We start from the raw sequence: 24,782 nt of genomic DNA on the forward strand, positions 1-24,782 counted from the left end.
TACGGCCTCCCCGTCGGCCCAGGCGGGGGGCCCGGGGCACACCGCAGTCGCCGGACTGCTCGGGAGACAGGGGGATCCAGCGTGCCAGTCGTCACTCCCGGCTGCAGAACATGCTGACCGAGGTCACCGCCACCCGCTACATCACGCACCTGCGTGAGGGCGGCTCCGTGCCCGCGCTCGTCGAGGCCGACGACCTCGGTACCTACGTCGTCAAGTTCACCGGCTCCGCGCAGGGCCGCAAGGCGCTGGTCGCCGAGGTGGTCGTCGGCGAGCTGGCCCGCGCCCTGGGACTGCGCTTCCCCGAGCTGGTGCTGGTCCGCTTCGACCCCGCCATCGCCGCCGACGAGCCGCACCAGGAGGTGCGCGGCCTGCACGCGGCCAGCGCCGGGATCAACCTCGGCATGGACCACCTGCCGGGCGCCATGGACTTCACGCCCGAGGTCGCCGAGGTGTTCCCGGTCGACCCGGTGGAGGCCGGGCGGATCGTGTGGCTCGACGCGCTCACCGTCAACGTCGACCGGACGGTGCACAGCTCCAACCTGCTGGTGTGGCCCACGGCCGGCGTCGCCCCGCCCCGGCTGTGGCTGATCGACCACGGCGCCGCCCTCGTCTTCCACCACCGCTGGGACGGCTCCGACCCGGCGAAGGCCTACGACTTCCGCCACCACGCCCTCGGCCGGTACGCGCCCGACGTCCGCGCCGCCGACGCCGAGCTGGCGCCCCGCGTCACCCGCGAGCTGCTGCGCGAAGTCACCGCGGCCGTCCCCGACGCCTGGCTCGCCGAGGAGCCCGGCTTCGAGAGCCCACAGCAGGCCCGCGACGCGTACGTCGATCACCTCCACGCGCGCGTGCGCGCCTCCGCGGCGTGGCTGCCCACCGACTTCCCCACCCGGGAGGAACTCGCCGCCGAGGACGCCCGGCGCGCGCAACGGACCCGGCAGGGACGGCCGAGCTGGCTCAAGCGGGTCCCCGACCTGCACGGCAAGCCGGCCGCGGAACAGGATTGGTCGGTGCACCTGGGATGACCCAGAACCCCCCGAACCCCCGTCGCGTCCAGATCGAGTACTGCACCCAGTGCCGCTGGCTGCCGCGCGCCGCCTGGCTCGCCCAGGAGTTGCTGACGACCTTCGAGGCGGAACTGACCGAGCTGGCCCTCAAACCCGGCACGGGCGGCGTGTTCGTGGTCCGCGTCGACGACGAGGTGGTGTGGGACCGCCGCGAGCAGGGCTTCCCGGAGCCGACGGCGGTGAAGCGGGCCGTACGCGACCGAGTGGCCCCGGGCAGGACCCTGGGCCACTCGGAGCGGTGAGGCGGTGATCGGCCGCCGAGGCGCCGATCGGCTGTTGGGGCGCTGATGACGCGTGTGCCGTTGGACCGCCGTCGAGGCGCTGATCAGCCCCCCAGCTGCTCGTAGGCGGGCAGCGTCAGGAAGTCGACGTACTGCTCGTCCAGGGCGACCTTCAGCAGCAGGTCGTGCGCCTGCCGCCAGTTCCCGGCGGCGAAGGCCTCCGCGCCGATCTCCTCGCGGATCGCGGCGAGTTCCTCCGCCGCGACCCCGCGCACCAGCTCCGCGGTGACCCGCTCGCCGTTGTCGAGGACCACGCCGGCGTTGATCCACTGCCAGATCTGCGACCGGGAGATCTCGGCCGTGGCGGCGTCCTCCATCAGGTCGAAGATGGCGACCGCGCCGAGGCCGCGCAGCCACGCCTCGATGTAACGGACGCCGACCTGGACGGCGTTGACCAGGCCCGCGTACGTCGGCCTGGCCTCCAGCGAGTCCACGGCGAGCAGGTCCTCCGCCTTGACGTCGACGTCCTCGCGCAGCCGGTGCTTCTGGTGCGGCCGGTCGCCGAGGACCCTGTCGAAGGACTCCATGGCGATCGGGACCAGGTCCGGGTGGGCGACCCAGGAGCCGTCGAAGCCGTCGGCGGCCTCCCGGTCCTTGTCGGCGCGGACCTTCTCGAAGGCGACCTTGTTGACCTCGGGGTCCTTGCGGGACGGGATGAACGCCGCCATGCCGCCGATCGCGTGCGCGCCCCGCTTGTGGCAGGTGCGCACGAGCAGCTCGGTGTACGCGCGCATGAACGGGGCGGTCATCGTGACCGCGTTGCGGTCCGGGAGGACGAACTTCGCCCCGGCGTCACGGAAGTTCTTGACGATCGAGAACAGGTAGTCCCAGCGGCCGGCGTTCAACCCGGAGGCGTGCTCCCGCAGTTCGTAGAGGATCTCCTCCATCTCGTACGCGGCGGTGATCGTCTCGATGAGGACGGTGGCGCGCACGCTGCCCCGCGGGATGCCCAGGTGCTCTTGGGCGAAGACGAACACGTCGTTCCACAGGCGGGCTTCGAGGTGCGACTCCGTTTTCGGGAGGTAGAAGTACGGGCCCTTGCCGAGGTCCAGCAGCCGCCGTGCGTTGTGGAAGAAGTACAGGCCGAAGTCGACCAGGGCGCCGGGCAGCGGGGCGCCGTCCGGGCCGGTGAGGTGACGCTCGTCCAGATGCCAGCCGCGCGGCCGCACGACGACCGTGGCCAGTTCCTCGTCGGGGCGCAGGGCGTACGACTTGCCGGTGCGCTCGTCCGTGAAGTCGATGCCGCGGGCGTAGGCGTCGATCAGGTTGAGCTGGCCGAGGACGACGTTCTCCCAGGTGGGGGCGGAGGCGTCCTCGAAGTCCGCGAGCCAGACCCTCGCACCCGAGTTGAGGGCGTTGACGGTCATCTTGCGGTCCGTCGGGCCGGTGATCTCCACCCGGCGGTCGTTCAGGGCCTGGGGGGCGGGGGCCACCTGCCAGGAATCGTCCGCGCGGATCGCGGCGGTCTCGGGCAGGAAGCCGAGGGTGCCGGTGCGGGCGATCTCGGCGCGGCGCTCGGCACGCCGGGCGAGGAGTTCGTCACGGCGGGGCGTGAACCGGCGGTGCAGCTCGGCCAGGAAGGCGAGCGCCGCGCCGGTGAGGACCTCGTCCTGCCGGGGCAGGGGCTCGGCGTCGACGATGACCGGCGGGGACGGCGCTGGTGCGGCGGACATGAGCGGTCACTTCCTTGGGTGGATGTCTGGACTGGATGCCGGGAGTGGATGCCTGGTGGTGTGGATCCGGCGGCTTGTGGGAGAGGGCTGACGGCTTGTGGGTGGTGGCGGCAGCTTCTGGGAAATGGAATGGATAGTAGTTTCCTCATCGTGGAAGCTCAATGTTCGTCGACGTGGGAGCGCTCCGGGTCGAAGCGGTTCGGGCCGGGGGTCACTCAAGGCGTCCGAGGTCGTCGGCGGTGTCGATGTCGTACGGCTCGGCGACGTCGCCGCACTCCACGAGGGTGATCGCCGAGGCCCGCGCGTGGAGGTAGGCGCGGGCGCCCCGGTCGCCGGTGGCGGTCGCGGCGACGCCCGCCCAGTGGGCGGCGCCGAAGAGGACGGGGTGACCTCGCGTCCCGCCGTACGTCGCGGAGGCCAGTGACGTCTCGTCCCGGTACGCCGCCCGCACCCGGGCCACCGCCTCCGGGCCGATGCCGGGCTGGTCCACCAGGAAGACGAGCGCCGCCCGCGCGCCCGTGCCGGCCAGCGACTCCAGACCGGCGCGCAGTGAGGAGCCCATGCCCTGCGCCCACGCCGGATTGTCGACCAGCACGCATCCGGCCAGTTCCGCACGGTCCCGCACGGCGTCGGCCGCGGCCCCCAGGACCACGTGCACGCGGGCGCACCCGGCCGCGCGCAGAACGCCCGCCGCGTGTTCGACCAGGGGCCGGCCCCGGTGGAGGAGCAGCGCCTTGGGCCGTCCACCGAGCCGCCGCCCGCCGCCCGCCGCGAGCAGCAGCCCGGCGACTTCGTCCTCCGTGTGTGTCATACGTCCTGCATACCTGACACCGCGTCAACCGCGTGACGGGGGAAGGGCTGAATTTCCGTGCGCGCGGTGGCGGTTCGGGAGCGGGTGGCGTTTACTGACCCGCGTCCCCGGCGCTCGGAGCGCGCTGCGGGGCGTACGAGGGGGAGTGAATCGTACGGGGCGGGACTGGCGCGGCGACGTGCCAGGGGGGAGAGCTGTGTTGCGGAGCTTGGGGCAGAAGCGAGTGACCGGCAGTGACGAGGACCCCAGAGCGGCGGAGCTGCTCACAGCCGTGTCCCGGCTGCGGCGGGCCCTCGCCGTCCATCCGGCCGATTTCCCCGACCGCGGGGTGGCCGAGGACGAACTCGCCGCCCTCGCCGCGATGGCGGCCCACGGGACGCCCGAAGTCCCGCGTCTGCGCCACTCGCTGTTACTGGTCGCGGGTGCGATCGGTTCCGTGAGCGCGCTCGGGCGAGGGCTCGCCGAGGTGCGCCGGGCGGTGGAGCTGTTCGGGGAGCCGCCGCGGGGCTGAGGCCGCCCGGGGTGAGCCTTCCGGGGGCGTGCCGGGCGTGCCGGGCGTGCCGGGCGTGCCGGGCGTGCCGGGCGGGCGGGGTGGGGTGCCGGGCACGCGGGGGTGCGTGCGTGCGGAGGCGTGCGGGGCGGCTGAGGCATTCGACGGGCGTACCGGTAGACGGGCCCAGGGCCGTGTGGCCGTGGGCCGGGCGGCACGGCCGTGCGGGTGAGGCATGCGGCGGCGAACCCTCCCCGTCAGGCGCCCGGCCCGGAACCGGCCAGCGCCTCCGACAGCTCCGCGGCGATCTGCTGGAGCACCGGCACGATCCGTTCCTGCGCCGCCTGCGTGACGCGGCCCGCCGGACCCGAGATCGAGATCGCGGCGGCGGTGGGGGAGTCGGGCACCGGGACGGCGAGGCAGCGCACGCCGACCTCCTGCTCGTTGTCGTCCACCGCGTAGCCGAGCCGGCGCACGTCCGCGAGCGCCGTGAGGAAGCCCTCCGGGGTGGTGATCGTCCGGTCCGTCGCGGCGGGCATGCCGGTGCGGGCGAGCAGCGCGCGCACCTCCTCGTCCGGGAAGCCGGCCAGCAGTGCCTTGCCGACGCCCGTGGAGTGCGGCAGCACACGCCGGCCCACCTCGGTGAACATGCGCATGGAGTGCTTGGACGGCACCTGTGCCACGTAGACGACCTCGTCGCCGTCGAGCAGCGCCATGTTCGCCGTCTCGCCGGTCTCCTCGACCAGGCGGGCGAGGTGAGGGCGGGCCCAGCTGCCGAGCAGGCGGGAGGCGGACTCGCCCAGACGGATCAGACGGGGGCCGAGGGCGTAGCGGCGGTTGGGCTGCTGGCGGACGTAGCCGCAGGCCACCAGGGTGCGCATCAGACGGTGGATCGTCGGCAGCGGAAGCCCGCTGGACGCGGCCAGTTCGCTCAGGCCGACCTCGCCGCCCGCGTCCGCCATGCGCTCCAGCAGGTCGAAGGCGCGCTCCAGGGACTGGACGCCGCCTGCGCTGGACCTGGCGGAGTCGGAGGTGCTGGCGCTGGACCTCGGCACGGCGCGTTCCTTTCGGACGGGCGGGAAGGGCAGAAGCGTACCCGGCGGCCGATTGCCCCCTGTTCGTGCGCAGCCGGATCGCTGTGGAGGTGTGTGCCGGACGGGCGCCCTTGACGGGGTGCCGGGCCGGAGTGAAGACTCCTTCAACAGAACGTTGAATTCCGTTACGTGGATGTGAACGACGGTCGAGAGGGGGGCCAGGTGTCCGAGTCCGAACTGGTGCTGCGCTCGACGCGCGTCATCACGCCCGAGGGGACGCGCGCCGCGTCGGTCGCGGTCGCCGGCGGACGGATCACCGCCGTGCTCCCGTACGACGCCCCGCTCCCGGCCGGGGCACACCTGGAGGACCTCGGCGACGACGCCCTGCTGCCCGGCCTGGTCGACACCCATGTGCATGTGAACGACCCCGGCCGCACCGAGTGGGAGGGCTTCTGGACCGCCACCCGCGCCGCGGCGGCCGGCGGCATCACCACCCTGGTCGACATGCCGCTCAACTCCCTGCCGCCCACCACCACCGTCGGTCACCTGCGCACCAAGCAGCGGGTCGCCGCCGACAAGGCGCACGTCGACGTCGGCTTCTGGGGCGGCGCGCTGCCGGGCAACGTCGACGACCTGCGCCCGCTGCACGACGCTGGCGTCTTCGGCTTCAAGGCCTTTCTGTCGCCCTCCGGCGTGGACGAGTTCCCGCACCTCGACCAGGATCAACTGGCCCGCTCCATGGCCGAGATCGCCGGGTTCGGCGGACTGCTCGTCGTGCACGCCGAGGACCCGCACCACCTCGCCGCCGCCCCCCAGCGGGGCGGCCCGAAGTACGCCCACTTCCTCGCCTCCCGGCCGCGCGACGCCGAGGACACCGCCGTCGCCGGCCTCGTCGCCCAGGCCCGGCGTCTCGACGCACGCGTGCACATCCTCCATCTGTCCTCCGCCGACGCGCTGCCGCTGATCGCCGCCGCCCGCGCCGAGGGCGTACGCGTCACGGTCGAGACCTGCCCCCACTACCTGACCCTGACCGCCGAGGAAGTCCCGGACGGGGCGAGCGAGTTCAAGTGCTGCCCGCCGATCCGCGAGGCCGCCAACCAGGACCTGCTGTGGCAGGCGCTGGCCGACGGCACGATCGACTGCGTGGTCACCGACCACTCCCCGTCGACCGCCGACCTGAAGACCGGCGACTTCGCCACGGCCTGGGGCGGCATCTCCGGACTCCAGCTGAGCCTGCCGGCGGTGTGGACCGAGGCCAGCAAGCGCGGCCACACCCTGGAGGACGTCGTCCGCTGGATGTCCGCCCGCACGGCCGCACTGGCCGGCCTCCGGCAGAAGGGCGCCATCGAGGCCGGCCGCGACGCCGACTTCGCCGTCCTCGCCCCCGACGAGACGTTCACCGTCGATCCGGCTGCCCTCCAGCACCGCAACCCCGTCACGGCCTACGCCGGCCGCACCCTCAGCGGCGTCGTGAAGTCCACATGGCTGCGCGGCCGACGCATCCACGCCGACGGCCGGTTCACGGATCCGGAGGGACGGCTCCTCACCCGCACCGACTGACCACGGCAGTACCCGCCCCCCGAGAGGCACCCCGCCCAAGAGGCACCCCCGAGAGGCACCCCGCCCAAGAGGCGCCCCGAGAGGCACACCCGAGAGGCACGACCCGCCCTCGAAGACACACCCTGAGAGGCAGGCCCGACCCGAAGGCACGCCCGTCCCCGAAGGCGCCCCGATCCGAAAGGCAGGACCCGATCACCGTGACGGCGCAGCACCCACTCCCGCCGGTCCGCTTCACCGGCGACACGCAGCCCTACGGTGGCGGCGACCCGTACGCGGACTACCGCACCGCCGACTTCCCCTTCACCCGCTACGCCGACCTCGCCGACCGCCGGCTCGGGGCCGCGGTCGTCGCCGCCAACGACGAGTTCTTCGCCCAGCGCGAGAACCTGCTGCTCCCCGGGCGCGCCGTGTTCGACCCCGAGCACTTCGGGCACAAGGGCAAGATCATGGACGGCTGGGAGACCCGGCGCCGCCGCGGAGCGGGCGCCGACCACCCCTGGCCCGCCGCGGACGACCACGACTGGGCGCTGATCCGCCTCGGCGCGCCCGGCCTGATCCGCGGCATCGTCGTCGACACGGCCCATTTCCGTGGCAACCACCCGCAGTCCGTGTCGGTCGAGGGCGCGTGCGTATCCGGCACGCCGTCCCCGGAGGAACTCCTCTCGGACGACGTGAAGTGGACGAAGCTCGTCCCGCGCACGCCGGTCGGCGGCCACGCCGCGAACGGCTTCACCGTCTCGGTGCGGCAGCGCTTCACCCACCTGCGCCTCAACCAGCACCCCGACGGAGGCATCGCCCGACTGCGCGTCCACGGCGAGGTCGTGCCCGACCCGGCGTGGCTCGCCGCTCTCGGCGCGTTCGACGTCGTGGCCCTGGAGAACGGCGGCAGTGTCGAGGACGCCTCCGACCGCTTCTACTCGCCGGCCGACAACACCATCCGGCCCGGCCGCTCCCACCGGATGGACGACGGCTGGGAGACCCGCCGCCGCCGCGACCACGGCAACGACTGGATCCGCTACCGGCTCGCCGCCCAGGCCCGCATCCGCGCCGTCGAGATCGACACCGCCTGCCTCAAGGGCAACAGCGCCGGCTGGGCGGCGGTCTCCGTGCGCGACGGCGAGCACGGAGACTGGCACGAGATCGTGCCCCGCACCCGCCTCCAGGCCGACACCGACCACCGCTTCGTCCTCCCGGAGGAGGCCGTCGGGACCCACGCCCGCGTCGACATCTTCCCCGACGGCGGCATCTCCCGCCTGCGCCTGTTCGGCACCCTCACGCAGGCGGGCACGGCGGCACTGACGGCACGGCACCAGGAACTGGCCGGCTGAGCCATGCGGGGGCGCGCACCCGCGCCCTCGCGCCTACCGTCCGTCGCCCGGGTGACGGGGCTGCGCCGCGAACCCGCCGCCGCGCGCCCCGGTCGCTCGGCCGCCCGGCCGCTGAGCTGCTGGGCTGCTGAGCCGCTGGGCTACGGGGGATCGGGCGACCGGTTGCCGGGGCATACGGCGGGTAACCGCCGCCCACGCGTGCCCAGTGCCCGGCCGTCTGTCGCTGGGGCCTGTGGCGGGGTCGTGTCGCCGCGTGCCCCGGCCACAGGGCGTGCTCCGGCCCAAGGGTCATCGGGTGCGGGGTGCGGGGTGCGGGGTGCGGGTCGCCGGGGGCCCATGGCGGGTGGTTGCCGCCGCGTGCCCCAGCCGCCCACGCCGGTGGCCGGCCGCCGGGGCCCCGCGTGACCGCCGCCCCCCGCCTACGCCGCGTGCCCGCCGTCCACGGAGAACTCCGCGCCGGTGACGTACGGCGCCAGGGTCAGATGCGCCACCGTCGACGCCACCTCCTCGGCCCTCCCGAACCGGCCCAGCGCGGTCATCGCCGCCTGGCCCGGCGCGTACGGACCGTCAGCCGGGTTCATGTCCGTGTCCACCGGACCGGGATGGACGATGTTCGCGGTGATCCCGCGTCCGCCCACCTCCCGGGCGAGGGCCTTGGTCAGCCCGACCAGGGCCGCCTTGCTCATGGCGTACAGCGTGCCGCCCGGCCCGGGCACCCGCTGGGTCATGCAGCTGCCGATCGTGATGATCCGGCCCCCGTCCGTCATCCGCGCCACGGCGGCCTGCGACGCCAGGAAGACGCCCCGCACATTGACCGCGAGGACGCGGTCGACGTCGGCGAGCGTCAGGGTCTCCACGGGACCGAGCAGCCCGACGCCCGCGTTGTTCACCAGCACGTCGATCCGGCCCAGCGCCTCCGTCGTGCGCGCCACCGCCCCCGCCGCCTCCGCCGGATCCCCGGAGTCCGCGCGCAGTGCCACGCCCCGACGGCCCAGCGCCTCCACGGCCCGCACCACATCGTGGGCCGCGTCCTTCTCCCGCGCATAGGTCACGGCCACGTCGGCGCCCTCCCGCGCCAGCCTCAGCGCCGTGGCCGCGCCGATGCCGCGGCTGCCCCCGGTCACCAGGGCCACCCGTCCGTTCAGCGTCTGCTCGCGGCTGAAGCCGCTGGTCGTGCCGTTGGTCGTTCCGCTGGTCATGCCACCGGCCGTGTCGCCGGTCGTGTCGTAGGTCATGCGCCCATTCCAGCGGCGGCCCGGCGCGCGTGCTGGCGGCGAACGGACACCGAAGTGCCCGCCGGGCCGGCGGTGACCGGAGCACCGATGAGTTGCGGGCGGTCGAGGGGTCTGAACCGATGACAGCGAACCTCCCGCAGCACCGAGAGAAGGAACCCGCCATGGGCAAGCTCGTCCTCACCACCTTCGTCACCCTCGACGGCGTGTACCAGGCCCCCGGCGGTCCCGATGAGGACCGGAGGGACGGCTTCGAGCAGGGCGGCTGGAGCGTCCCCTACGGCGACGAGGACTTCGGCCGGTTCGTCGACGAGGTCTTCGGACGCGTCGGGGCCTTCCTCCTGGGCCGCCGCACCTACGACATCTTCGCCTCCTACTGGCCCCGGATGACCGACCCCGCCGACCCGGTCGCGTCCCGGCTGAACTCCCTCCCCAAGTACGTCGTCTCCAGCACCCTGACCGACCCCGAGTGGGCGCACACCACCGTGCTGCGCGGTGACCTCGCCAAGGAGGTCACCGAGGTGAAGGAGCGCACCGACGGCGAACTCCAGGTGCACGGCAGCGGGGCGCTGGCCCAGTCCCTGCTCGCCCGCGACCTGGTGGACACCGTCCATCTGCTGACCTTCCCGGTCGTCCTCGGCGCGGGCCGTCGCCTGTTCACCGAGGGCGCCCTGCCCACCGCCTTCCGGCACACCGGCGGACGGATCACCGCGGCGGGCGTCTCCATCCAGTCGTACGACCTCGCGGGCCGCCCCGAGTACGGCAGCTACGAGCTGCCCGCCGACGCCTGAGCCCTGGACGCCCGAGCCCCGGACGCCGCCGGACCCGGCGAAAAAGCCTGGTCCAAGACCCATCGCCCCGATACGGTGATCGTCCCGTGCGAGCCGCCGCCGTCTCCACGTCCCCCTGACGCCGGAGACCGGAGCCGCACCGCATGACGTCGATCGCCGTACCGGGCGCCCTCGCGCCCCGCCGCGCCTGGCTCACCGACCTGCCCGTCCTGCTGGTGGCGGTGGTCTGGGGCGCGAGCTATCTCGCGGCCAAGGAGATCACCACCGCTCAGACCGTCCTCGCGGTGCTCGTGCTGCGGTTCGCGCTGGCCCTGCCCGTCCTCGTGATCGCGGGCCGGCGCTCGCTGCGCGCCCTCACCGCGGCCCAGTGGCGCGGCGCCGCCCTCCTCGGGCTGATCCTCAGCGGCATCTTCCTGCTGGAGACCTACGGCGTCGTGCACACCTCGGCGACCAACGCCGGCCTGATCATCAGCCTCACCATGATCTTCACGCCCCTCGCCGAGTCCGCCGCGACCCGCACCCTCCCGGCCCGCTCCTTCCTCGGCGCGGCGGCGCTGTCGGTGCTCGGCGTCGTGCTGCTCACCCAGGGCGGCGGCTTCACCCCGCCCTCCCTCGGTGATCTGCTGATGCTGCTCGCAGCCTTCGCCCGCACCCTGCACGTGATGGCGATGTCTCGGGTGAGGGCCGTGCAGGACGCCCCCGCGCTGCCGCTGACCACCGTCCAGCTCGGCACCTGCGTCCTGGTGTTCGCACTGCTGTCGACCGGCGCGGACACCACGCCGTGGGAGACGGCGGCCGGCTTCGGGGCACGGGAGTGGGCGGGACTGGTGTTCCTGTCCGTGTTCTGCACGCTGCTGGCCTTCTTCGTGCAGATGTGGGCCGTGCGGCGCACCTCTCCCTCCCGGGTGAGTCTGCTGCTGGGCACCGAGCCGCTGTGGGCCGCCGCGGCGGGCATCGCCATCGGCGGCGAGCGCCTCGGCGCGCTCGGCCTGGCGGGCGGCGCGCTGGTCCTCGTGGGGACCGCGTGGGGACGCCGGGCGGCAGGTTAACTCCCCGAAAACTCGGCCGACGAGCCGGGAAACTCTCAGTGTTGACATTGACATGTCAGCGTCTACGCGCGTCATCATAACGCCATGAGATTCCCCCCACGCGCCACTCGCATCGGCGCCGCAGCCGCGCTCCTGTCCGCCCTCCTCATGGGCGGCGCCGCCACCGCCCAGACCGCCGCCGCGGCCCCCACGGCCGTCGGCAGCATCTGCTACAGCAACCTGCCCTCGCAGGCCCACGACACGCTGAGGCTGATCGCCCGGGGCGGCCCCTTCCCGTACTCCCAGGACGGCAGCGTCTTCTACAACCGCGAAGGCATCCTGCCCAGCCAGCCGACCGGCTACTACCACGAGTACACGGTCAAGACCCCCAACATCTCCACCCGCGGCGCGCGCCGCATCGTCACCGGTGAGGAGTACCGGGAGGACTACTACACCGCCGACCACTACGCCTCCTTCCGTCTGGTCAACTACTCCTGCTGACCGGCCGGCGGACCCGCCGGAAGCCCGGCCCCCGTCCCACCGGGCGGCGCTCAGCCGGGCTTCCGGCTCTCCGAGGCGGCGAACAGCGCGAACGCCGATATGAGCAGAGCGACGCTCGCGAACACCTCGTGGCCGTCGAGGAAGTCCAGCCGCTGCACGAGGCCGGCCTTCCAGTCGGTGAACTCGTGCACCAGCCCCAACACGCCCTGCACCAGGGCGATGAACCCGAGAAATCCCAGCAACTGCTTCATGGTCACCACTCTCGCCCCGCGGACCCCCCACGCACATCGGCCGCAGGGCGAGTCGTGTGCGACGCAAGTCGCCGCCCGGGCCCGCCCGTCCGCGACCAAAGTCGCGGGCTTGCGCAACTTTGGTCGCGGATCACTGCGGGAGCGCCCGGACCCGGCCGGCTGCTGCGTAGATTTGCCGACCGTGACAAGCGACAGAACGGCGCCGAGGAGCCCGGAGTTCGAGGGGCGGCGCTGGCTGTTCCCGTCCGCCGTACTGGACGGCCTCGACCGGGACGCCGGACCGTCGGCCCGACGGCCCCGGCGCACCGCACGCGACTGGATCGTCGACTTCTCCTGCTTCCTGCTGGCGGTCGGCACCGGCATCGCAGGCGCGGAGACGGTGGCCAGGGACCCGAACCTCCCGCACGCCTTCGCCGTGGCCGACCAGTGCCTGGGCGCGCTGGCCTGCGCGGCGGTCTGGCTGCGCAGACGGCACCCCGTCGGCCTCGCGGTCGCCCTGGTCCCGGTCTGCTTCCTCTCCAACACCGCGGGCGGCGCGGGCCTCGTCTCCCTGTTCGCCCTCTCCGTGCACCGGCCCTTCCGGTACGTGGCCTGGATCGGCGGCGCCTCCCTCGCGCTGCTCCCCGTCTTCTTCTGGCTGCGCCCGGAGCCCGACCTGCCCTACGCGGCGGCCGTCGTGCTGTCCGGCCTGCTGACGGTCTCCACCATCGGCTGGGGCATGTTCGTCCGGGCCAAACGCCAGCTCGTGACGAGCCTGCGCGAGCGTGCCCGGCGGGCCGAGACAGAGGCCAGGCTGCGTGCCGAACAGGCGCAGCGGCTCGCGCGGGAGGACATCGCCCGGGAGATGCACGACGTGCTCGCCCACCGGCTGACCCTGCTCAGCGTGCACGCCGGGGCGCTGGAGTTCCGCCCCGACGCCTCCCGCGAGGAGGTCGCGCGGGCCGCCGGGGTGATCCGGGAGAGCGCCCACGACGCCCTCCAGGACCTGCGGGAGATCATCGGCGTCCTGCGTGCGGGGGAGGGCGACGAGACCGGCCGGCCCCAGCCCACCCTCGCCGCCGTGACCGCGCTGGTCGCCGAGTGCGCCGAGGCGGGCCCGAAGATCGCCCTGGACCTCCGCGTCGCCGATCCCGACGCCGTGCCGCCGTCGATCGGCCGCACCGTCTATCGCATCGTCCAGGAGGGCCTGACCAACGCCCGCAAGCACGCCCCCGGCGCCGAGGTCACGGTGTGCGTCGCGGGTGCGGCCGGAGAGGGCGTCGACGTCCGCGTGGGCAACCCCCCGCCCGAGGGCGAGGTGCGGCCGGTGCCGGGCTCCGGGCAGGGCCTGATCGGCCTGACCGAACGGGCCGCGCTGTCCGGGGGCCGGCTGATGCACGGACCGCGCTCGGACGGCGGTTTCGAGGTGCGGGCCTGGCTGCCGTGGGAGTGAACCGCGGCGGTGTCGCCGTCGGCCCGGCCCGGATCCGCCGGCCCCGGCGCGACCGCCGGACGCCGGTGCCCGGCTGTCGTACCCGCGTGATTACGTATGCGCCATGACTGCGATCAGAGTCCTTCTCGTCGACGACGACCCGCTGGTGCGGGCCGGGCTGTCCTTCATGCTGGGCGGCGCCGACGACATCGGGATCGTCGGCGAGGCCGCCGACGGCGCGGAGGTCGAGGCGCTCGTCGACCGCACCCGGCCCGACGTCGTGCTGATGGACATTCGGATGCCGGCGGTGGACGGACTCACCGCCACCGAACGGCTGCGCGCCCGCCCGGACGCCCCGCAGGTCGTGGTCCTGACCACCTTCCACGCCGACGAGCAGGTGCTGCGGGCGCTGCGGGCCGGTGCGGCCGGGTTCGTCCTCAAGGACACCCCGCCCGCCGAGATCGTCGCCGCCGTGCGCAGGGTGGCCGCCGGGGAGCCCGTGCTGTCGCCCACCGTCACCCGCCAGTTGATGGCCCACGCCGTCGGCACGGCCGCCGACACCCGCCAGGCCCGCGCCCGCGAACGCCTCGCCGCGCTCAACGACCGCGAACGCGAGGTCGCCGTCGCGGTCGGCCGGGGACTGTCCAACGCGGAGATCGCCGCCGACCTGTTCATGAGCGTCGCCACGGTCAAGACCCACGTCTCACGCATCCTGGCGAAGCTGGAGCTCAACAACCGGGTGCAGGTGGCCCTGCTGGCGTACGACGCGGGGCTCGTCGAGGGCGGTGCGGGGGAGGGCGCGGGAGGAGGCCGTTGAGGCCTGTGGTCGGGATCAGGCCGCACACGGGGTCCGGTCCGGCCGGCGCGCACCGGGCCGCGGGTCCGTGTCGCCGGCAGATGCCGGGAGGGACCTGACTGTCCGTCGGGCACGACCAGGTCCGCGTGGCGCCCGCCGACCGCGGCCGGCCGGCGTACAGCGCCGTCGGCGAGTCCCTCCGCGGGGGCCGTGCGGCTCCGCCCGCGCCGCCGGAACGCGCCCTCGGCCTCGACGGGACGCCCCCCGATCACCGCAGCACCGGCTCCGCGCCTCCCGGAATCTCCACCAGACGGACCGGGCGGTGTTCCCGCCGGGACAGGTCGCAGGCCTCGGCGACGCGGAGGGCTTGGAGGGCCTCGCGGCCGTCGCACGGGTTGGCGCGTTCACCGCGGACGACCTCCACGAACGCGTTCAGCTCGGCCTCGTAGGCGGGGGCGAAGCGTTCCAGGAAGCCCGTCCAGGGCTTGGTGGCCGCCGGTGGGCCGGTCGGCTCGGTCGAGGCGATCGGGGTACGGTCGTCCAGGCCGACGACGATCTGGTCCAGTTCCCCGGCCAGTTCCATCCGCACGTCGTAGCCGGCCCCGTTCAGGCGGGTCGCCGTGGCCGTGGCGAGCGTGCCGTCCTCCAGGGTGAGCAGCACCGCGGCGGTGTCGACGTCGCCCGCCTCGCGGAACATCGCGGGACCGGCGTCGGACCCGGCGGCGTACACCTCCGCGACCTCGCGCCCGGTGACCCAGCGCAGCACGTCGAAGTCGTGGATGAGCGTGTCGCGGTAGAGCCCGCCGGACAGCGGCAAATACTCCGCCGGCGGCGGCGCCGGGTCGGAGGTCAGCGCCCGGACCGTGTGGAGCCGGCCGAGCCGCCCGGAGCGCACGGCCTCCCGCGCGCCCGCGTAGCCCGCGTCGAAGCGCCGCTGGAAGCCCATCTGGAGAATCGTGCCGGCGGCCTCCACCTCGGCGATGGCGGTCAGGGAACCGGGCAGGTCGAGCGCTATCGGCTTCTCGCAGAACACCGGCAGGCCCGAGCGCGCCGCCCGGCCGATCAGATCGGCGTGCGCCGCGGTGGCCGTCGTGACGACCACGGCGTCGACGCCCCACCGGAAGATCTCGTCCACGCCGGGCGCGGCCGTCTCCCCGAGCCGTAACGCCAGCTCGGCGGCCCGGGCGGGATCCGTGTCCGTGAGGATCAGGGAACCCACCTCCCGGTGCCGGCTGAGCGTGATCGCATGAATCGTGCCGATGCGGCCCGTACCGATGACCCCGATGCGCATGGAAACAAAGTGGGGTGCGACCGACCGCACTGTCAACGCCTATGTCCTGACAATCGGACTTCACGACTTCCCGTCAACTGCCCTCGAAGCTACGCTCGGGCACGTGCCCAGAGCAGAAGCAGACCCGACCGTGCCGCTCGGTCTGAGCGTGGACCGCAGCTCGCCGGTGCCGCTCTACTTCCAGCTGTCCCAGCAGCTGGAGGCCGCCATCGAGCGGGGCACCCTCACCCCGGGCAGCCTGCTGGGCAACGAGATCGACCTCGCCGCGCGGCTCGGCCTGTCCCGGCCCACCGTCCGCCAGGCCATCCAGTCCCTGGTCGACAAAGGGCTCCTGGTGCGCCGCCGGGGCGTCGGCACGCAGGTCGTGCACAGCCATGTCAAGCGCCCGCTGGAGCTGAGCAGCCTCTACGACGACCTGGCGGCGGCCGGACAGCGCCCCGCGACGAAGGTCCTGGTCAACGCGGTCGTCCCGGCGTCCGCCGAGGTCGCGGCGGCTCTCGGCGTCCCCGAGGGCGGGGAGGTGCACCGGCTGGAACGGCTGCGGCTCACCCACACCGAGCCGATGGCGTACCTGTGCAACTTCCTGCCGCCCGGCCTGCTCGACCTGGACACCGCCCGGCTGGAGACCACCGGCCTGTACCGGCTGATGCGCGCCGCGGGCATCACCCTGCACAGCGCGCGCCAGTCCATCGGCGCGCGGGCCGCCGCCGCGGAGGAGGCCGAGCGGCTCGGCGAGACGCCGGGCGCGCCGCTGCTCACCATGGAGCGCACCACCTTCGACGACACCGGCCGCGCCGTCGAGTACGGCGCCCACACCTACCGACCGGCGCGTTACTCCTTCGAGTTCCAGCTCCTCGTACGCCCCTGACTCCTCCCGGCCTCGCCCCCGACCTCGCCCCGGCTCCGCCCCCGAATTCGTCACCTTGTCCTGACAAGATGACGGACTAGCGGTCCCCGGGCGCGCGGCGCATTGTCCGGGTGTTCGATACTGGGGCGTTTGGACCGGGGTAGAACCCGTCCTGAACGCATGGGTGACACATGGGAAACAGAAGGAAGGCGCGGCCTCGTGGCACGGTTTCGGACCTGGGTGGGCATCGCGGTGGCGGGGGCGCTGTGCGCGTCCCTCGCGGGGTGCAGCAGCACCGGCGGCAAACGCGCCGAGGACGCCCGCAAGGCCGCGGCCGCGCAGGGCAGGGCGGCGGTGAACACGCCCCGCTGGACCTTCGCGATGATCACCCACTCGGGTGACGGCGACACGTTCTGGGACATCGTCCAGAGCGGCGCGGAACAGGCCGCCGTCAAGGACAACATCGAGTTCCTCTACTCCCACGACGACGAGGCCCAGCAGCAGGCCCAGCTCGTGGACGCCGCCGTCGACAAGAAGGTCGACGGCATCATCGTCACGCTCGCCAAGCCCGACGCGATGAAGGCCGCCGTCGCCCGAGCGGTCAGGGCCGGCATTCCGGTGATCACCGTCAACTCCGGCTCGGCCGAGTCCGCCGAGTTCGGCGCGCTCACCCACATCGGCCAGGACGAGACCATCGCCGGCCAGGCCGTCGGCGAGGAGCTCAACGCCCGCGGGAAGAAGAAGGCCGTCTGCGTCCTGCACGAGCAGGGCAACGTCGGCCACGAGCAGCGCTGCGACGGGCTGAAGGAGACCTTCGAGGGCACCGTCCAGAACCTCTACGTCACCGGCACCAACATGCCCGACGTGCAGTCCGCCCTGGAGGCCAAGCTCCAGTCCGACACCGCCGTCGACGCCGTCGTCACGCTCGGCGCCCCGTTCGCCGACACCGCCGTCAAGGCCAAGGAGAGCGCCGGCAGCAAGGCCGAGATCGACACCTTCGACCTCAACGCCAAGGTGGCCGCCGGGCTCAAGGACGGCACCCTCGGCTTCGCCGTGGACCAGCAGCCGTACCTCCAGGGCTACCAGGCGGTCGACCTGCTGTGGCTCTACAAGTACAACGCCGACGTCCTCGGCGGGGGCAAGCCCGTGCTGACCGGCCCGCAGATCATCACCAAGGACCAGGCCGAGGCCCTCCAGGAGTACACCGAGCGGGGCACGCGATGACCGCGGCCACCACCCGCGCGGACGAGCGCCTGCTGCACGCCTCGCCGCTGCGCAAGCTCCTCGGCCGCCCCGAACTCGGCTCGGTCGTCGGCGCGCTCGCCGTCTTCGTGTTCTTCGCGTTCGCCGCCGACAGCTTCCTGCGCGCGTCCAGCCTCAGCACCGTCCTGTACGCCTCCTCCACCATCGGCATCATGGCGGTCCCGGTCGCCCTGCTGATGATCGGCGGCGAGTTCGACCTGTCGGCCGGCGTCCTGGTGACGTCGTCCGCGCTGATCTCGTCCATGTTCAGCTACCAGATGACGGCGAACGTCTGGGTCGGAATCGGCGTCTCCCTGCTCGCCACCCTCGCCATCGGCGCCTTCAACGGCTTCATGCTCACCCGCACCAGGCTGCCCAGCTTCATCATCACGCTCGGCACGTTCCTGATGCTCACCGGCATGAACCTCGGCTTCACCAAGCTGATCTCCGGCACGGTCTCCACCAAGACCATCGCCGACATGGAGGGCTTCCCCGCCGCCCAGGACGTCTTCGCCTCCACGCTCACCCTCGGCGGCGTCGACTTCAAGATCACCATCCTGTGGTGGTTCGCCCTGGTCGCCGTGGCCTCCTGGATCCTGCTGCGCACCCGCGCCGGAAACTGGATCTTCGCCGTCGGCGGCAACCAGGACGCCGCCCGCGCGGTCGGCGTCCCGGTCGCCCGCACCAAGATCGGCCTCTACATGGGCGTCGCGCTCGGCGCCTGGATCGCCGGCCAGCACCTGCTCTTCTCCTACGACGTCGTCCAGTCCGGCGAGGGCGTCGGCAACGAGCTGATCTACATCATCGCGGCCGTCATCGGCGGCTGTCTGATCACCGGCGGCTACGGCAGCGCGGTCGGCTCGGCGGTCGGCGCGTTCATCTTCGGCATGACGAGCAAGGGCATCGTCTTCGCCGAGTGGAACCCCGACTGGTTCAAGTTCTTCCTCGGAGCGATGCTGCTCCTCGCGACCCTGCTCAACGCCTGGGTCCGCAAGCGGGCGGAGGCCACGGCATGACGACGAGCACGGACACGGCGAAGGGCGCACCGCTGGTCGAGCTGACCGACGTCAGCAAGCACTACGGCAACGTCCGCGCCCTGGAGGGCGTCTCCCTGGAGGTCCACGCGGGGGACATCACCTGCGTCCTCGGAGACAACGGCGCCGGCAAGTCCACCCTCATCAAGATCATCTCCGGGCTGCACCAGCACGACGGCGGCACCCTGCGCATCGAGGGCGAGGAGACCCGCTTCGCCTCCCCGCGCGAGGCCCTGGACCGCGGCATCGCGACCGTCTACCAGGACCTCGCCGTGGTCCCCTTGATGCCGGTGTGGCGCAACTTCTTCCTCGGCTCCGAACCCCGCAGGGGCGCCGGCCCCTTCAAGCGCCTGGACGTCGACTTCATGCGCCGTACCACCCACGCCGAACTCCTGCGCATGGGCATCGACCTGCGTGACGTCGACCAGCCCATCGGCACCCTCTCCGGCGGCGAACGCCAGTGCGTGGCCATCGCCCGGGCGGTGTACTTCGGCGCGAAGGTGCTGGTCCTGGACGAGCCGACCGCGGCGCTGGGCGTGAAGCAGTCCGGGGTGGTGCTGAAGTATGTGGCAGCAGCACGGGACGAGGGTCTGGGTGTCGTGTTGATCACCCACAACCCGCATCACGCGTACCTGGTGGGGGACCGGTTCGTCCTGCTGAAGCGCGGCACGATGACGGGCAGCCACACCCGGGACGACATCACCCTGGACGAGCTGACACGGCAGATGGCGGGCGGCAACGAACTGGACGACCTGCGGCACGAACTGGAGCGCTCTTCGTAACCGGCGTGGAGCGCTCGTCGTGACCGGCACGGGGCGCCCGTCCTCACCGGCACGGGGCGCCGCTCGACGGCGACCGCGGTCGGTTCGCCGCAACGGCGGGGAGGGCGCGGTCTCGGCGAGGACGCCCGCAGGCGCGGGTCCCGCGCAGCCCGCGCCCTCCCCGTTTCGGCGCAGAGCGTGACCGTGCGGCACAATCGGCCACGATGAGCACCTACCGCGACCTCACCGCCCCCATCGGCTCCCGCCGAGCCCCGGTCCTGCGCACCGTGGGCACCCGGGAGCGCCGCTCCCACCTGACGGCGCCCCGGGTGCCCACGGTGGGGATCGACATCGGCGGCACCAAGGTGATGGCGGGCGTGGTCGACGCCGACGGCAACATCCTGGAGAAGCTCCGCACGGAGACCCCGGACAAGTCCAAGAGCCCGAGGGTCGTGGAGGACACCATCGTCGAGCTGGTCCTCGACCTGTCCGACCGGCACGACGTGCACGCCGTCGGCATCGGCGCGGCCGGCTGGGTCGACGCCGACCGCAACCGCGTGCTGTTCGCCCCCCACCTGTCCTGGCGCAACGAACCCCTGCGCGACCGCCTCGCCGACCGCCTGTCCGTGCCGGTGCTGGTGGACAACGACGCCAACACCGCCGCCTGGGCCGAGTGGCGCTTCGGCGCCGGGCGCGGCGAGGACCACCTCGTCATGATCACCCTCGGCACCGGTATCGGCGGCGCCATCCTCGAGGACGGCCAGGTCAAGCGGGGCAAGTACGGGGTCGCGGGCGAGTTCGGGCACATGCAGGTCGTGCCCGGCGGCCACCGCTGCCCGTGCGGCAACCGCGGTTGCTGGGAGCAGTACAGCTCCGGCAACGCGCTGGTCAGGGAGGCGCGCGAGCTGGCCGCCGCCGACTCGCCGGTCGCCTACGGCATCATCGAGCACGTCAAGGGCAACGTCTCCGACATCACCGGCCCGATGATCACCGAGCTGGCCCGCGAGGGCGACGCCATGTGCACCGAGCTGCTCCAGGACATCGGCCAGTGGCTCGGCGTGGGCATCGCCAACCTCGCCGCCGCCCTCGACCCCTCCTGCTTCGTGATCGGCGGCGGGGTGTCGGCCGCCGACGACCTGCTCATCGGCCCCGCGCGCGACGCCTTCCGCCGGAATCTGACCGGCCGCGGCTACCGTCCCGAGGCCCGCCTGGTCCGCGCCCAGCTCGGCCCCGAGGCCGGCATGGTGGGCGCCGCCGACCTGGCCCGGCTCGTCGCCCGCCGCTTCCGGCGCGCCAAACGCCGCCGGGTGGAGCGCTACGAACGCTACGAGCGGTACACGGAAGCCCGCCGTTCACAGGAGTCGCTGTGAGCGGGTCGTCGCTGCCCCAGCAGGGCGGGCCCGAGGACGGGCACACGGCGCCGGCCGAGAGCCGCGGGCACGTGATCCGCCGTCGGGCGCTCACCCTGCTCATCATCGTGCTGCTCATCGGCATCCCGGCCGGCTACCTGGTGATCTCCGCCAACCAGAGCCGCGACAGCGGCAAGGACAAGGAGGAGAAGTACTCCGCGCGCGGGCTGACCCAGGGCTGGCCGTCGAAGGTGCAGCGCCGCCTCTACCAGGTGCCGATACCGCACCCCGCCAACCAGGTCGCCTGGTACGAGACCAACAACTGGCGCACCAGCCGGCTCTACGTCCAGTTCCAGACCACGCACGCCGGACTGGACGCGTTCCTCAAGGAGGTCGGCGTCGCCCGCGCCGACCTGGCCAAGGGCGAGATCACCATCGGCGCCCGCGACCGCCACGTCACCGGCTGGCGCTTCTCCGGCCCCGGCTCCCGGCCCGGCGCCTACTACGGCGTCGTGCACGAGCAGAAGGACCCGAGGCCGACGCGGGCGATCGTCGTGAACACCGGCAATCCGACGTATCCGATGGTGTACGTCGTCTCGCGCACCAATCCCTGACGGGGCCGGTTGTCAGACCCCGCCCGTAGAGTCGAAGACGTCTGATCCGACGAGCGGGCGGGAGGTGAGAATCGTGCGTACGAGCGAGACGGGCGCGGCCCGGTCCGCCGCGGCCGTGGTCGAGTCCTCCGGCCCTGCGGCCGGGGCCGCCGCGTCCGCCGCCGGGTCCACAGGTTCCGTGCCCGCGGGGCTTGCCGCGGTGTTCCTGCCCGCACCCGTGCCGCGCGAGGGCCGTGTCGCCTTCTGGGACCCGGCCGCCGTCTCGCCGGATCCGGCCGCCGTGCCGCGGGACCCCGCCGGTGCCTCCCCCGACCGGGCTGCCGTCCCGCCGTACGTCGCCGACGCCTCGCTCGCCCCGGCCGCCGACGAGCCGCCGCCCGTCGAACGCACGGAACTGATCGTCGTACGACGTCACGGCGCCGCAGTGCGGCGCAAGCGGACGCCGGCGCTGACCCTGCCCGTCGGCGCGGCCCTGCCGCTGCTCCTCCGCGCGCGGCACGACCCGGCCGCCCACCCCGCCACCGCCTGCTGGGGCGCGGCCGCCCTGCACGCGCTGGGGCTCGTCGCCCGCGGCCGGCTGCTGCCCGGCCTCACCCCCACCGGCCACGACGCGTGGCGGGCCGGGCCGCTCGGCCGCGACGACATCGCCCACCTGCGCGCGGTGGCCGCCGCCCTGCCCCCCGAGGGCCACGCGACGCCCCTGCCCGGCCCCGGCCCGATCCGGCTGCCCGAGCCGGAGGCGCTGATGCGGTCCTTCCTGGACGCCGTCGCGGACACCCTGCCCCGCACCCCCGCCGCCCCGCACGCCTGCGGCGGCCCCTTCGCCGCGCGCGCACCCCAGCACCTGCCCCACGCCCACGACTGGGCCGCCGAAGTCGCCGCCGGCATGGACGCGGGCGTGCGGATCTCGCTGCGCCTGGACCTGTCGGCGTACGCGATCTTCGACACCTCCGACGACGACCGCACCGACGACCGCATCGGCGACGGGACCGGCGCCGCGGACGGCGGGGGAGCGGTGCTGCGCCGCGCCGGCGCGGCGATCGTGCAGGTGCACAGCCTCGCCGACCCCACTCTCGTCGTGGACGCGGCGGCGCTGTGGGCGGGCGACGCGGACGCCCGGTTCGGCCCCCGCGCGCGGGTCGACGCCGCCCTCGCCGTCCGCCGCGCGGCCCGCGTCTGGCCCCCGCTCGACCGGCTCGCAGAACAGGACGCGCCCGACGTGCTCGCGCTGTCCGAGTCCGAGCTGGGCGACCTGCTGGGGGTGGCGGCCGGCCGGCTCGCGGCGGCGGGCGTCGCCGTGCACTGGCCCCGCGACCTGGCCCGTGACCTGACGGCGGCGGCGGTCGTACGGCCCGCGCCGGGCTCGGCGACCGATGGGACGGGCTTCCTGGAGAGCGGCGAACTGCTCCAGTTCCGCTGGCAGCTGGCGCTCGGCGGAGAGCCCCTCACCGAGGCCGAGATGGACGAACTGGCCGAGGCCCACCGTCCCGTCGTCCGGCTGCGCGACCAGTGGGTCCTGGTCGACCCGGCCCTCGTCCGCAAGGCGCGCAAGCGCGAACTGGGGCTGCTCGACCCGGTCGACGCCCTCTCCGCCGCCCTCACCGGCACCGCCGAGGTCGACGGCGAGCCGGTCGAGGCGGTGCCCGTCGGCGCCCTCGCCGCGCTGCGCGACCGGCTGACGGCCGGCGTCGACCCCGCCGAACCGCCCCCTGGGCTCGACGCCACCCTGCGCGACTACCAACTGCGCGGACTGGCCTGGCTCGACCTGATGACGTCCCTCGGCCTCGGCGGCTGCCTCGCCGACGACATGGGACTGGGCAAGACGATCACCGTCATCGCCCTGCACCTCAAGCGCGCCCGCACCCGGCCCACGCTGGTGGTCTGCCCGGCCTCGCTGCTCGGCAACTGGCAGCGCGAGATCGAGCGGTTCGCCCCCGGCGTCCCCGTCCGCCGCTACCACGGCCCCGACCGCACCCTCGACGGCCTCGGCGCCGGCTTCGTCCTCACCACGTACGGCACCATGCGCTCCGCCGCCCCGGCGCTCGCCGGCCGGCAGTGGGGCATGGTCGTCGCCGACGAGGCGCAGCACGTCAAGAACCCCTACTCGGCCACCGCCAAGGCCCTGCGCACCATCCCGACGTCCGCGCGGGTGGCCCTGACCGGCACGCCGGTGGAGAACAACCTCTCCGAGCTGTGGGCGCTGCTGGACTGGACGACCCCCGGACTGCTCGGCCCGCTCAAGTCGTTCCGTGCCCGGCACGCGCGCGCGGTGGAGACCGGCGAGGACCAGGAGGCCGTGACCCGGCTCGCCCGCCTCGTGCGGCCCTTCCTGCTGCGCCGCAGGAAGTCCGACCCGGGCATCGTCCCCGAACTGCCGCCCAAGACGGAGACCGACCACCCGGTGCCGCTCACCCGCGAACAGGCCGCGCTGTACGAGGCGGTGGTGCGCGAGTCCCTGCTGGCCATCGGGACGGCCGAGGGCATGGCCCGCCGCGGGCTGGTGCTCAAGCTGCTGACCTCGCTGAAGCAGATCTGCGACCACCCCGCGCTGTATCTCAGGGAGCGGCACGACGAGGCGGGCGGCGACCGGCTCGCCGCCCGCTCGGGCAAGCTCGTCCTGCTGGACGAGCTGCTGGACACCCTCCTCGCCGAGGACGGCTCGGCCCTGGTCTTCACCCAGTACGTCGGCATGGCCCGCCTGATCACCGCTCATCTGGCCGCCCGCGCGGTCCCGGTGGACCTGCTCCACGGCGGTACGCCGGTCCCCGAGCGGGAGCGCATGGTGGACCGCTTCCAGGACGGCGCGACCCCGGTCCTGGTTCTCTCCCTCAAGGCGGCCGGCACCGGCCTGAACCTCACGCGCGCGGGCCACGTCGTCCACTTCGACCGCTGGTGGAACCCGGCCGTCGAGGAACAGGCCACCGACCGCGCCTACCGCATCGGCCAGACCCAGCCCGTCCAGGTCCACCGGCTGATCGCGGAGGGCACGGTCGAGGACCGCATCGCGCAGATGCTGGAGTCGAAGCGCGCGCTGGCCGACGCGGTCCTCGGCTCCGGCGAGGCGGCCCTGACCGAGCTGACGGACCGTGAACTGTCCGACCTGGTGTCCCTGCGGAGGACGGCATGACCGGCGACGGCGACGGCGACCGCGAGGAGGCGCGCGGGTCGCGGCCGGCCGACGTCGCCCGGCGCGCGCTGCGGGCGGCGCGGGAGCGGGAGGCCCGCGCGGCCGAGGAGACGGCCGCCGGGCGCGGGGCCGGGGCCGCGCCCGCCGGGGCCCGCGAGCCCAGGCCGGGCGACGCGGCCCGCGCGGCTCTGCGCCGTGCGGTCGCGGACCGGCAGGACCCGGTCGCGGACGGGCGTGGTCCGGCCGCTGACCGGCACGCGGAC

The 24,782-nt window shown here is 73.7% G+C and carries 23 protein-coding genes and 1 pseudogene; 18 read left to right on the forward strand and 6 right to left on the reverse strand.

The genetic code is table 11. The annotated features are described in order from the left end of the window. The first annotated feature begins 110 nt into the window (after window positions 1-110). Window positions 111-1,025: a HipA family kinase gene (locus ABZY13_RS06900; protein ID WP_356627823.1), complete on the forward strand. Its 915-nt coding sequence runs from the start codon at window positions 111-113 to the stop codon at window positions 1,023-1,025. Further along, the gene (locus tag ABZY13_RS06905) at window positions 1,022-1,309 is read left to right on the forward strand and encodes a SelT/SelW/SelH family protein (RefSeq protein WP_356627824.1); all 288 of its coding nucleotides are present in this window, start codon (window positions 1,022-1,024) and stop codon (window positions 1,307-1,309) included. Before ABZY13_RS06900 ends, ABZY13_RS06905 begins: the two co-directional genes overlap by 4 nt. Window positions 1,310-1,392: 83 nt before the next feature. Here ABZY13_RS06905 and aceB read toward each other — a convergent pair whose 3' ends face one another. Beyond that, the gene (gene aceB / locus ABZY13_RS06910; protein WP_356627825.1) at window positions 1,393-3,021 is read right to left on the reverse strand and encodes a malate synthase A; all 1,629 of its coding nucleotides are present in this window, start codon (window positions 3,019-3,021) and stop codon (window positions 1,393-1,395) included. Between the two features lie 211 nt (window positions 3,022-3,232). After that, window positions 3,233-3,832 (reverse strand): nucleotidyltransferase family protein, encoded by a 600-nt coding sequence (locus tag ABZY13_RS06915; protein ID WP_356627826.1) that lies wholly within the window; start codon window positions 3,830-3,832, stop codon window positions 3,233-3,235. A gap of 196 nt (window positions 3,833-4,028) precedes the next feature. Here ABZY13_RS06915 and ABZY13_RS06920 point away from each other — a divergent pair, with 196 nt between their 5' ends. Beyond that, complete coding sequence (locus tag ABZY13_RS06920) at window positions 4,029-4,343, forward strand: DUF5955 family protein (RefSeq protein WP_356627827.1); 315 nt, start codon at window positions 4,029-4,031, stop codon at window positions 4,341-4,343. Between the two features lie 236 nt (window positions 4,344-4,579). Here the strand turns inward: ABZY13_RS06920 and ABZY13_RS06925 are convergent, their stop codons facing one another. After that, the gene (locus ABZY13_RS06925) at window positions 4,580-5,377 is read right to left on the reverse strand and encodes an IclR family transcriptional regulator (RefSeq protein WP_356627828.1); all 798 of its coding nucleotides are present in this window, start codon (window positions 5,375-5,377) and stop codon (window positions 4,580-4,582) included. 201 nt (window positions 5,378-5,578) lie between these two features. Between ABZY13_RS06925 and allB the strand changes: the two genes are divergently transcribed. Beyond that, window positions 5,579-6,916 carry an allantoinase AllB gene (gene allB / locus ABZY13_RS06930; protein ID WP_356627829.1) on the forward strand — a complete coding sequence of 446 codons (1,338 nt, stop codon included), beginning with the start codon at window positions 5,579-5,581 and terminating at the stop codon, window positions 6,914-6,916. A 197-nt stretch (window positions 6,917-7,113) separates the two neighbouring features. Next, entirely contained in the window at window positions 7,114-8,244 is a 1,131-nt protein-coding gene (gene alc / locus ABZY13_RS06935) for an allantoicase (protein WP_356627830.1), read from the forward strand. A 419-nt stretch (window positions 8,245-8,663) separates the two neighbouring features. On the opposite strand, the gene ABZY13_RS06940 is transcribed toward alc, so the two are convergent. Continuing rightward, window positions 8,664-9,443 (reverse strand): 3-oxoacyl-ACP reductase family protein, encoded by a 780-nt coding sequence (locus ABZY13_RS06940; protein ID WP_356627957.1) that lies wholly within the window; start codon window positions 9,441-9,443, stop codon window positions 8,664-8,666. Window positions 9,444-9,640: 197 nt separating this feature from the next. On the opposite strand from ABZY13_RS06940, the gene ABZY13_RS06945 reads away from it, so the two are divergent. The 3 genes from ABZY13_RS06945 (at window position 9,641) to ABZY13_RS06955 (ending at window position 11,796) form a co-directional block, all read left to right on the forward strand. After that, complete coding sequence (locus ABZY13_RS06945; protein WP_356627958.1) at window positions 9,641-10,267, forward strand: dihydrofolate reductase family protein; 627 nt, start codon at window positions 9,641-9,643, stop codon at window positions 10,265-10,267. Window positions 10,268-10,410: 143 nt separating this feature from the next. Continuing rightward, a complete protein-coding gene (locus tag ABZY13_RS06950; RefSeq protein WP_356627831.1) occupies window positions 10,411-11,316 on the forward strand; it encodes a DMT family transporter in 906 nt (301 codons plus the stop codon). An 84-nt stretch (window positions 11,317-11,400) separates the two neighbouring features. Continuing rightward, window positions 11,401-11,796, forward strand: coding sequence for a ribonuclease domain-containing protein (locus tag ABZY13_RS06955; RefSeq protein ID WP_356627832.1), 396 nt, complete (start codon window positions 11,401-11,403; stop codon window positions 11,794-11,796). A gap of 50 nt (window positions 11,797-11,846) precedes the next feature. Here the strand turns inward: ABZY13_RS06955 and ABZY13_RS06960 are convergent, their stop codons facing one another. Next, complete coding sequence (locus tag ABZY13_RS06960) at window positions 11,847-12,047, reverse strand: hypothetical protein (RefSeq protein ID WP_356627833.1); 201 nt, start codon at window positions 12,045-12,047, stop codon at window positions 11,847-11,849. A gap of 181 nt (window positions 12,048-12,228) precedes the next feature. Here ABZY13_RS06960 and ABZY13_RS06965 point away from each other — a divergent pair, with 181 nt between their 5' ends. Next, window positions 12,229-13,479 carry a histidine kinase gene (locus ABZY13_RS06965; RefSeq protein ID WP_356627834.1) on the forward strand — a complete coding sequence of 417 codons (1,251 nt, stop codon included), beginning with the start codon at window positions 12,229-12,231 and terminating at the stop codon, window positions 13,477-13,479. Window positions 13,480-13,582: 103 nt separating this feature from the next. Further along, window positions 13,583-14,275 carry a response regulator transcription factor gene (locus ABZY13_RS06970; RefSeq protein ID WP_356627835.1) on the forward strand — a complete coding sequence of 231 codons (693 nt, stop codon included), beginning with the start codon at window positions 13,583-13,585 and terminating at the stop codon, window positions 14,273-14,275. A gap of 247 nt (window positions 14,276-14,522) precedes the next feature. On the opposite strand, the gene ABZY13_RS06975 is transcribed toward ABZY13_RS06970, so the two are convergent. After that, window positions 14,523-15,545, reverse strand: coding sequence for a Gfo/Idh/MocA family oxidoreductase (locus ABZY13_RS06975; protein ID WP_356627836.1), 1,023 nt, complete (start codon window positions 15,543-15,545; stop codon window positions 14,523-14,525). Between the two features lie 130 nt (window positions 15,546-15,675). Here ABZY13_RS06975 and ABZY13_RS06980 point away from each other — a divergent pair, with 130 nt between their 5' ends. From ABZY13_RS06980 to ABZY13_RS07015, 8 genes and pseudogenes are all read left to right on the forward strand, one after another. Further along, on the forward strand, window positions 15,676-16,413 hold the full coding sequence (locus ABZY13_RS06980) for a GntR family transcriptional regulator (protein WP_356627959.1): 738 nt from the start codon (window positions 15,676-15,678) through the stop codon (window positions 16,411-16,413). A 198-nt stretch (window positions 16,414-16,611) separates the two neighbouring features. Continuing rightward, the gene (locus ABZY13_RS06985; protein ID WP_356627837.1) at window positions 16,612-17,616 is read left to right on the forward strand and encodes a sugar ABC transporter substrate-binding protein; all 1,005 of its coding nucleotides are present in this window, start codon (window positions 16,612-16,614) and stop codon (window positions 17,614-17,616) included. Beyond that, the gene (locus ABZY13_RS06990) at window positions 17,613-18,650 is read left to right on the forward strand and encodes an ABC transporter permease (protein WP_356627838.1); all 1,038 of its coding nucleotides are present in this window, start codon (window positions 17,613-17,615) and stop codon (window positions 18,648-18,650) included. The genes ABZY13_RS06985 and ABZY13_RS06990 overlap by 4 nt, the downstream gene beginning before the upstream one ends. Beyond that, window positions 18,647-19,450: an ATP-binding cassette domain-containing protein gene (locus ABZY13_RS06995; RefSeq protein WP_356627839.1), complete on the forward strand. Its 804-nt coding sequence runs from the start codon at window positions 18,647-18,649 to the stop codon at window positions 19,448-19,450. Before ABZY13_RS06990 ends, ABZY13_RS06995 begins: the two co-directional genes overlap by 4 nt. Window positions 19,451-19,653: 203 nt before the next feature. Next, complete coding sequence (locus ABZY13_RS07000) at window positions 19,654-20,799, forward strand: ROK family glucokinase (protein ID WP_356627840.1); 1,146 nt, start codon at window positions 19,654-19,656, stop codon at window positions 20,797-20,799. Next, complete coding sequence (locus ABZY13_RS07005) at window positions 20,796-21,392, forward strand: sugar kinase (RefSeq protein ID WP_356627841.1); 597 nt, start codon at window positions 20,796-20,798, stop codon at window positions 21,390-21,392. The genes ABZY13_RS07000 and ABZY13_RS07005 overlap by 4 nt, the downstream gene beginning before the upstream one ends. 178 nt (window positions 21,393-21,570) lie before the next feature. Further along, window positions 21,571-24,519 (forward strand): SNF2-related protein, encoded by a 2,949-nt coding sequence (locus ABZY13_RS07010; protein WP_356627960.1) that lies wholly within the window; start codon window positions 21,571-21,573, stop codon window positions 24,517-24,519. Beyond that, window positions 24,516-24,782, forward strand: a pseudogene (locus tag ABZY13_RS07015) (hypothetical protein); the annotation flags it as partial. The gene ABZY13_RS07010 and the pseudogene ABZY13_RS07015, both read left to right, overlap by 4 nt.

The organism is Streptomyces sp. NPDC006610, from assembly GCF_040611575.1.
Classification (GTDB): Bacteria; Actinomycetota; Actinomycetes; order Streptomycetales; family Streptomycetaceae; genus Streptomyces.

Excerpts from the sequence above, each read along its gene's own strand:
- ABZY13_RS06995 (WP_356627839.1), top strand. The coding sequence starts at position 18,647 with ATGACGACGAGCACGGACACGGCGAAGGGCGCACCGCTGGTCGAGCTG.
- ABZY13_RS06915 (WP_356627826.1), bottom strand. The coding sequence starts at position 3,832 with ATGACACACACGGAGGACGAAGTCGCCGGGCTGCTGCTCGCGGCGGGC.
- ABZY13_RS06900 (WP_356627823.1), top strand. The coding sequence starts at position 111 with ATGCTGACCGAGGTCACCGCCACCCGCTACATCACGCACCTGCGTGAG.
- ABZY13_RS06940 (WP_356627957.1), bottom strand. The coding sequence starts at position 9,443 with ATGACCAGCGGAACGACCAACGGCACGACCAGCGGCTTCAGCCGCGAG.
- ABZY13_RS07000 (WP_356627840.1), top strand. The coding sequence starts at position 19,654 with ATGAGCACCTACCGCGACCTCACCGCCCCCATCGGCTCCCGCCGAGCC.
- ABZY13_RS06950 (WP_356627831.1), top strand. The coding sequence starts at position 10,411 with ATGACGTCGATCGCCGTACCGGGCGCCCTCGCGCCCCGCCGCGCCTGG.
- ABZY13_RS06975 (WP_356627836.1), bottom strand. The coding sequence starts at position 15,545 with ATGCGCATCGGGGTCATCGGTACGGGCCGCATCGGCACGATTCATGCG.
- ABZY13_RS06945 (WP_356627958.1), top strand. The coding sequence starts at position 9,641 with ATGGGCAAGCTCGTCCTCACCACCTTCGTCACCCTCGACGGCGTGTAC.
- ABZY13_RS06990 (WP_356627838.1), top strand. The coding sequence starts at position 17,613 with ATGACCGCGGCCACCACCCGCGCGGACGAGCGCCTGCTGCACGCCTCG.
- ABZY13_RS06905 (WP_356627824.1), top strand. The coding sequence starts at position 1,022 with ATGACCCAGAACCCCCCGAACCCCCGTCGCGTCCAGATCGAGTACTGC.
- ABZY13_RS06970 (WP_356627835.1), top strand. The coding sequence starts at position 13,583 with ATGACTGCGATCAGAGTCCTTCTCGTCGACGACGACCCGCTGGTGCGG.
- ABZY13_RS06960 (WP_356627833.1), bottom strand. The coding sequence starts at position 12,047 with ATGAAGCAGTTGCTGGGATTTCTCGGGTTCATCGCCCTGGTGCAGGGC.
- aceB (WP_356627825.1), bottom strand. The coding sequence starts at position 3,021 with ATGTCCGCCGCACCAGCGCCGTCCCCGCCGGTCATCGTCGACGCCGAG.
- ABZY13_RS06955 (WP_356627832.1), top strand. The coding sequence starts at position 11,401 with ATGAGATTCCCCCCACGCGCCACTCGCATCGGCGCCGCAGCCGCGCTC.